9 protein-coding genes are annotated in these 7,487 nt (G+C 68.6%); 7 read left to right on the top strand and 2 right to left on the bottom strand.

Annotated features, from left to right (window positions below; genetic code table 11):
- Positions 1 to 261 precede the first annotated feature (261 nt).
- Genes CKO43_RS15910 through fliR form a run of 7 tightly spaced genes read left to right on the top strand, consistent with a single transcriptional unit; the run spans position 262 to position 4,480 of the window.
- Complete coding sequence (locus tag CKO43_RS15910; RefSeq protein WP_200229325.1) at positions 262 to 867, top strand: flagellar basal body-associated FliL family protein; 606 nt, start codon at positions 262 to 264, stop codon at positions 865 to 867.
- 10 nt (positions 868 to 877) lie between these two features.
- The gene (fliM, locus tag CKO43_RS15905) at positions 878 to 1,882 is read left to right on the top strand and encodes a flagellar motor switch protein FliM (RefSeq protein WP_200229323.1); all 1,005 of its coding nucleotides are present in this window, start codon (positions 878 to 880) and stop codon (positions 1,880 to 1,882) included.
- Entirely contained in the window at positions 1,875 to 2,309 is a 435-nt protein-coding gene (fliN, locus tag CKO43_RS15900; RefSeq protein ID WP_200229321.1) for a flagellar motor switch protein FliN, read from the top strand. The genes fliM and fliN overlap by 8 nt, the downstream gene beginning before the upstream one ends.
- 10 nt (positions 2,310 to 2,319) lie before the next feature.
- Positions 2,320 to 2,673, top strand: a complete 354-nt coding sequence (locus CKO43_RS15895) for a flagellar biosynthetic protein FliO (RefSeq protein ID WP_200229319.1) — start codon at positions 2,320 to 2,322, stop codon at positions 2,671 to 2,673.
- Positions 2,663 to 3,421: a flagellar type III secretion system pore protein FliP gene (fliP, locus tag CKO43_RS15890; RefSeq protein WP_200229317.1), complete on the top strand. Its 759-nt coding sequence runs from the start codon at positions 2,663 to 2,665 to the stop codon at positions 3,419 to 3,421. Before CKO43_RS15895 ends, fliP begins: the two co-directional genes overlap by 11 nt.
- Positions 3,422 to 3,429: 8 nt before the next feature.
- Entirely contained in the window at positions 3,430 to 3,699 is a 270-nt protein-coding gene (gene fliQ, locus CKO43_RS15885) for a flagellar biosynthesis protein FliQ (RefSeq protein ID WP_200229316.1), read from the top strand.
- Between the two features lie 19 nt (positions 3,700 to 3,718).
- Entirely contained in the window at positions 3,719 to 4,480 is a 762-nt protein-coding gene (fliR, locus tag CKO43_RS15880; protein WP_200229315.1) for a flagellar biosynthetic protein FliR, read from the top strand.
- A 103-nt stretch (positions 4,481 to 4,583) separates the two neighbouring features.
- On the opposite strand, the gene folE2 is transcribed toward fliR, so the two are convergent.
- Both folE2 and dxs read right to left on the bottom strand, forming a co-directional pair.
- A complete protein-coding gene (gene folE2, locus CKO43_RS15875) occupies positions 4,584 to 5,384 on the bottom strand; it encodes a GTP cyclohydrolase FolE2 (protein WP_200379210.1) in 801 nt (266 codons plus the stop codon).
- Positions 5,385 to 5,505: 121 nt separating this feature from the next.
- A complete protein-coding gene (dxs, locus tag CKO43_RS15870) occupies positions 5,506 to 7,392 on the bottom strand; it encodes a 1-deoxy-D-xylulose-5-phosphate synthase (protein ID WP_200379209.1) in 1,887 nt (628 codons plus the stop codon).
- Positions 7,393 to 7,487 lie beyond the last annotated feature (95 nt).

Genomic DNA, 7,487 nt, shown 5'->3' with positions numbered 1-7,487 from the left:
TCCAGCTCGGCGCCGACGGCGAGGGCGCCGCCGAGCTGGACGCCGCGCCCGTCGCGCGCCGCACCCGCGGCGTCGTCGATTTCTACGCCTGAGCGGGCGTTCGGCGCGCCAGCGCCGCAGGCCATCACGCGGGCCGCTTAAGCCGGCATTTAGAGCCGCTTATCGGCGCTTTCGCCGCGGGCCGGACCCGAATAATCCCTTCCATGCCCGTCGATGGCCGCTGGCCTGCGGCGGGCGCCCCGACTGGAAGGAGTTCGTCCGATGGCCACCGCCGCCCCCGCCGCCGCTGCTGCAACCGATGCAGTCGCGCCGAAAAAAGGCAAGAAGAAGCTGCTGATCATCATCGGCGCCCTGGTGGCCGTGCTCGCTCTGGGCGGCGGCGCCGCCGTCTTCATGATGAAGAAGAACGCCGCCGCGACCGAAGAAGGCGAGGACGGAGCCGAAGCCCCGGCCAAGGCCGAAGCCAAGCACGACCCCAAGGCCGTGCCCACCTTCGTGCCGCTGGATCCGTTCACCGTGAACCTGGCCGACCGCGACTCCGAGCGCTACGCGCAGGTCGGCATCACGCTGGAAGTGGCCGACGCGCACCTGGGCGACAAGATCAAGGCCTACATGCCGGCGATCCGCAACAACATCCTGATGGCGCTGGCCGACAAGACCGCCGAGCAGCTCGGCGACCGCGAAGGCAAGGCCAAGTTCGCCGAGCAGGTGCGGCGCGAGGCCTCGCGTGCGATGGGTTACGAGGTGGAGGATCCCGAGGAGAAGGCCGCCGACGACGAGGACAAACCGAAGAAGAAGAAGTCCAAGAAGAAGGCCGAGGAGATGCCGATCACGGCCGTGCAGTTCTCGAACTTCATCATCCAGTGACTGCCTCTCGATGAACCAGCAGATCCTCTCGCAGGACGAAGTCGACGCACTGCTGCAGGGCATCACCGGCGAAAGCCAGAAGCTCGAGCAGGAGGAGCAGACCGCCGGCGGCATCCGCGACTACGACCTCTCCTCCCAGGAGCGCATCGTCCGCGGCCGCATGCCGACGATGGAGGTGATCAACGAGCGCTTCGCCCGCAACATCCGCATCGGCCTGTTCAACCTGATCCGCAAGTCGCCGGAAGTCTCGATCGGCGGCATCAAGGTGCAGAAGTTCAGCGCCTTCCTGCGCGAGATCGTGGTGCCGACGAACTTCAACCTGGTGTCGGTCAAGCCGCTGCGCGGCTCGGGGCTGATCGTCTGCGATCCGAACGTCGTCTTCGCCGTCATCGACGCGCTCTTCGGCGGCGCCGGCAAGTTCCACACGCGCATCGAAGGCCGCGACTTCTCGCCCACCGAGCTGCGCGTCATCCTGCGCCTGGTCGAGTGCATCATCGCCGAGTACAAGCGCGCCTGGCACGGCATCTATCCGCTCGAGCTCGAGTACCAGCGCTCGGAGATGCAGCCGCAGTTCGCGAACATCGCCACACCCAGCGAGATCGTGGTCTCGACCGCGTTCACGCTCGAGATCGGCGAGACCAGCGGCGCGGTGCACTTCTGCATCCCGTACTCGACGCTGGAGCCGATCCGCGACGTCCTGTACTCGACGATCCAGGGCGATTCGGCCGAACCCGACCGGCGCTGGGTCAACCTGCTCAAGCACCAGATCCAGGCCGCCGAGGTCGACCTCGTGGCCGAGCTCGGGCACGCGCCGGCGACCGTCGAGCAGCTGTTGTCGTTCAAGCCGGGCGACTTCATCGAGCTCGACCTGGACCAGATGATCAAGGCCAAGATCGACGGCGTGCCCATCTTCGACTGCCACTACGGCACGACCAACGGCCGCTACGCGATCAAGATCGATCGAATGCTCACCAGCCCGAACGTCGGCTGGCTCGGAGACCAACATCATGGCTGACCCCAACATGTCCGAAGAGGACCGCATGGCCGCCGAATGGGCGGCGGCGCTGTCCGAGACCAAGGAACCCGAGGTCGCCTCGGAAGTGCGGGCCGCCGCCGAGTCGGTCTCGCCCGCCGCGTTCACGAACTTCGCCCCCACCGGCGCGAACTCGGCCTCGGGCAACGACATCAACATGATCCTGGACATCCCCGTCCAGCTCACCGTCGAACTCGGCCGCACCCGCATCCCGATCAAGCACATCCTGCAGCTCGCCCAGGGCTCGGTCGTCGAACTCGACGCGATGGCCGGCGAACCGATGGACGTGCTCGTCAACGGCTACCTCATCGCCCAGGGCGAGGTCGTGGTCGTCAACGACAAGTTCGGCATCCGCCTGACCGACATCGTGACGCCGAGCGAGCGCATGCGCCGGCTCTCGCGCACCTGAGGACAAGACCGTGGACCTTTCCGCCGGCTTCGGCGCCCTGCTCTCCTTCGCCGCCGTCATCGCGATGATCCCGCTGGCACTGTGGCTGCTGCGACGCACGCCGATGGGCCGCAACGCCTCGTCGGCCGGCATGCGCACGGTGGCCGCGCTGCCGCTGTCCAACACCCAGCGCATCGTCACCGTCGAGGTCGGCACCGGCGACGAGCGCCGCTGGCTGGTGCTCGGCGTGACGCCGGGCTCGATCAGCACGCTGCACACGATGGCGCCCCAGGAAGACGCGCCGCTGCCGGCTGCCGGCAACGCCACGCCCTTCGCCCAGGTGCTGGGCCGGCTGCAGGGCCGCGGGAGCCGCGATGCGCACTGACCGCCTCCTGCGCTCGCTGGCCGCCGTCGCCACGCTCGCGCTGCCGGCCGCAGCCTTCGCGCAGCAGGCGGTGGGCGGCGGGCTGCCGCTGCTCGTCGGCCAGGGCGCCGGCGGCACCAGCTACTCGGTGCCGATCCAGACGCTGCTGTTCTTCACCGCGCTGTCCTTCATCCCGGCGACGCTGCTGCTGATGACGGGCTTCACGCGCATCGTCATCGTGCTGTCGCTGCTGCGCCAGGCTCTCGGTACGCAGGCCGCGCCGCCGAACCAGGTCATCATCGGCATGAGCCTGTTCCTGACCTTCTTCGTGATGTCGCCGACGCTGGACCGCGTCTACGACCAGGCCTACAAGCCCTTCGCCGAGAACCAGATCGCCTTCGACGAGGCCCTGAAACGCGGCGAGGTGCCGATGCGCGAGTTCATGCTCAAGCAGACGCGCCAGAGCGACGTCCAGCTCTTCGCCAAGCTCGCCAAGCTGCCGGCCGAGATCAAGAGCGAGAACGTGCCGCTGCGCGTGCTCGTTCCCGCCTTCGTCACCAGCGAGTTGAAGAGCGCGTTCCAGATCGGCTTCATGATCTTCATCCCGTTCCTGATCATCGACATGATCGTCGCCAGCGTGCTGATGAGCCTGGGGATGATGATGCTGTCGCCGGTGCTGGTGGCGCTGCCGTTCAAGCTGATGCTGTTCGTGCTGGCCGACGGCTGGAACCTGCTGCTCGGCTCGCTCGCGGCCTCCTTCGTCACCTGAGATTTGCCATGGACGCACAACAAGTGCTCTCGATGGGCCAGCAGGGCCTGTACCTGCTGCTGATGGTTTCGGCGCCGCTGCTGCTGGTCGTGATGGCCGTCGGCCTGATCGTCAGCGTGCTGCAGGCCGCGACCCAGATCAACGAGGCCACGCTCAGCTTCGTGCCCAAGATCGTCGCCGCCGCCGCGGTGCTGGGCTTCGCCGGGCCGTGGATGATCACGACGCTGGTCGAGTACCTGCAGCGCACGCTGCAGGCCATCCCGAGCGTCGTCGGCTGAAGGCCGCACCGGGCCGCACGTGATCAGCTTCGACGAAGCGCAGATCCTCGGCTGGATCACACCGCTGATCTGGCCTTTTCTGCGCGCGCTGGCGCTGTTCACCGCGATGCCGGTGCTGGGCACGCGCACCGTGCCGACACGGGTGCGCATCGGCCTGGCGGCGCTGATCGCCTTCTGCGCCCAGCCCTCGCTGCCGGCGGTGGCGCCGGTGCCGCTGGACTCGCCGATCGCCTTCCTGATGATCGTGCAGCAGGTGCTGATCGGGCTGTCGCTGGGCTTTGCGGTGCGCATCGTCTTCGCGACGGTGGAGTTCGCCGGCGAGATCATCGGCCTGCAGATGGGGCTGAACTTCGCCGGCTTCTTCGACCCGCTGCGCGGCTCGGCCGCAACCGCGACCAGCCGTTTCTACGGCACGATGATCGCGTGGCTGTTCATCGTCGCCAACGGCCACCTGCTGGTCATCGCCGCGCTGGTGCAGAGCTTCACCGCGTTCCCGGTCGGGCCCGAGCCTTTCGAGTTCCTGCGCCAGGCGCGGCCGCACCTGTGGGCGGCCGAGATCTTCAGCACCGGGCTGTGGATCGCGCTGCCGCTGCTGGCGATGCTGCTGTTCGTCAACATCGTGCTCGGCGCGGTCTCGCGCGTGGCGCCGCAGATGAACGTGTTCTCGATCGGCTTCCCGGTGACGCTGGGCGTCGGCCTGCTGGGCATGCTGCTGACGCTGCCGGGCATGGAAGCGCCGTTCACGATGGCGCTGGAGCGCCTGCTGGCGTTCTTCCAGTAGCGTTTCTCGGCCCCGCCTCAAGCGACCGCCGGTGGACCGGCTTCGCCGGGCCACCGGCGGTGCCCCCTAGAGGGGGAGCGCCGAAGGCGCTACGGGGGTGGGCCTACCTTTCGATGCGCGCCCAGGCCGAGTGGTTGTGGATCGACTCGAAGTTCTCGACCTCGACCACGTAGCGGCCGATCCGGGGCTCGGCGTTCAGGCGCAGGGCGACGTCGCGCACCAGATCCTCGACGAACTTCGGGTTCTCGTAGGCACGCTCGGTGACCCACTTCTCGTCGCTGCGCTTCAACATCGGCCAGATCTCGCTCGAAGCCTCGTCCTCGGCGAAACGCACCAGTTCGTGCCATTCGACCGGCTGCAGCAGTTCGACGCGGATCGTGACGATCGAGCGCTGGTTGTGCGCGCCGTAGTCCGAGATCTCCTTCGAACACGGGCACAGGCTCTTCACCGGCACCGCGACCTCGGCCCACAGCGTGGTGCGCGGGTTGCCGCCGTCCAGCCGCGTCTCGGCGATCCAGCGGCCCTGGTAGTCGAGCAGGCTCTGCAGCCCCGTGACCGGCGCGCGCTTCCTCAGGAAGAAGGCGAACGAAGCCTCGACACGGCCTTCGTGCGCGCCCAGCTTCTCCAGCATCGCGGCATGGCGGCGCGCCAGTGCGGCGGCGTCCAGCGGTTCGTCGAGCGCGTCCAGCCAGGCGACGAAGCGCGACATGTGCGTGCCCTTCTGCTCGGCCGGCAGCGCGACGTCCAGCGTCCACGACGCGGCCGTCGCCTGCACCGCACCGGCGACACGCAGCTGCAGCGGGTAGCGAAGGTCCTTGACGCCGACACGCTGGATCGCGACGTGGCGTTCGTCGCGTGCGCTCTGGGTGTCGGGAATGTGGAGGGCGTCGGTCAGGTTCGTCATCTCGGACTGAATGATGCCTGCGTTCGACGAGGCGGTCGCTCTGAGGGTTTCCACGCAGTGTTCAATCAAGTCGAAGGCCGCCCGCAGGCGGCCTTCGTGGGCGACAGCGGGTGACGGCGCGTCAGCCGTTGACCGCAGCCAGCGCCGGGCGGGTGCCGAAACGCTTGCGGATCGAAGCCTCGATGCCTTCGGCGTCCAGCCCGCACAGCGACAGCAGCTTGACCGGGTCGCCGTGTTCGACGAAGCGGTCGGGGATGCCCAGGTGCAGCAGCGGCAGCGCGACGCCGGCCGCGGCCAGGCACTCGCCGACCGCACTGCCGGCACCGCCCATCACGCAGCCTTCCTCGACGGTGACGATGGCGTCGTGGCGGCGCGCCATCTCGAGCACCAGCGCCTCGTCCAGCGGCTTCACGAAACGCATGTCGACGACGGTGGCGTCGAGCTTCGCGGCCGCGGCCAGCGCCGGCTGCAGCATCGTGCCGAAGGCCAGGATCGCGGTGCGCTGGCCTTCGCGGCGCACGACGCCCTTGCCCCACTCCCATTCGCCCAGGCCGGGGTCGACGGCGACACCGGTGCCGCTGCCGCGCGGGTAGCGCACCGCTACCGGCTGGTCGCGGCGGTAGGCGGTGGTCAGCGCCAGGCGGCATTCGTTTTCGTCGCTGGGCGCCAGCAGCGCGCAGTTCGGGATGCAGCGGATGAAGGCGATGTCGTAGACGCCGGCGTGCGTCGGGCCGTCGGCGCCGACGATGCCGCCGCGGTCGAGCGCAAACACCACCGGCAGGTTCTGCAGCGCGACGTCGTGCACCAGCTGGTCGTAGGCGCGCTGCAGGAAGGTGCTGTAGATCGCGACCACGGGCTTGAGCCCCTCGCAGGCCAGGCCGGCGGCAAACGTCACCGCGTGCTGCTCGGCGATGCCGACGTCGTGGTAGCGGCGCGGGAAGCGCTTGTGGAACTCGACCATGCCCGAGCCTTCGCGCATCGCCGGCGTGATGCCCACGAGGCGCTCGTCGGCCTCGGCCATGTCGCACAGCCACTGGCCGAAGATCTGGGTGAAGGTCGGCTTGCCGCCGCTGCTCTTCGGGAAGCCTTCGGCCGGGTTGAAGCGGCCGCTGGCGGCGTGGTACTTGACCGGGTCGGCTTCGGCCATCTTGTAGCCGTAGCCCTTCTTCGTCACCACGTGCAGGAACTGCGGGCCCTTCTTGTTGCGCAGGTTCTCCAGCGTCGGGATCAGCGCGTCGAGGTCGTGGCCGTCGATCGGGCCGACGTAGTTGAAGCCGAACTCCTCGAAGATCGTGCCGGGCACGACCATGCCCTTGGCGTGCTCCTCGAAGCGGCGCGCCAGCTCGAACAGCGGCGGCGCGGCCTTCAGCACCGCCTTGGCACCTTCGCGCGCGGCGGCGTAGAAGTTGCCGCTCATCAGCCGCGCCAGGTGCTTGTTCAGCGCGCCCACCGGCGGGCTGATCGACATGTCGTTGTCGTTGAGCACGACCAGGATGTCGGCGTGCACGCCGGCGTGGCTGACGCCGGCGTTGTTCAGCGCCTCGAAGGCCATGCCGGCGGTCATCGAGCCGTCGCCGATGACGGCGATCGCCTTGCGGTCCTCGCCCTTCTGCTTGGCCGCCATCGCCATGCCGAGCGCGGCGCTGATGCTGGTCGAGCTGTGGCCGGTGGCGAAGGTGTCGTACTCGCTCTCGTCGCGGCGCGGGAAGCCGGCGATGCCGCCGAGCTGGCGCAGCGTGTGCATGCGCTCGCGCCGGCCCGTCAGCACCTTGTGCGGATAGGTCTGGTGGCCCACGTCCCAGACGATGCGGTCGTGCGGCGTGTTGAACACGTAGTGCAGCGCGACCGTCAGCTCGACCGTGCCCAGGTTGCTGCCGAGGTGGCCGCCGGTCTGGCTGACGGTGTTCAGGACGAACTCGCGCACTTCGCGCGCGAGCGCGGGCAAGTCGCTGCGCGCCATGCGGCGCAGATCGGCGGGCGTCTGGATCGAATCGAGGATTTTGCTCATGTCAGTTTTCCACCGCGCTGGACGAGCCGCGGTGCCGGGGACGGCACCACGAACCACTCCCGCCGCCGTCCGCCTCCCGCCGGCCGGCATCGGGT

The organism is Rubrivivax gelatinosus (assembly GCF_016583785.1).
In the GTDB taxonomy this organism is placed as follows: Bacteria; Pseudomonadota; Gammaproteobacteria; order Burkholderiales; family Burkholderiaceae_C; genus Rubrivivax; species Rubrivivax gelatinosus_B.
This window is presented reverse-complemented; position numbering and strand designations above follow the sequence as displayed.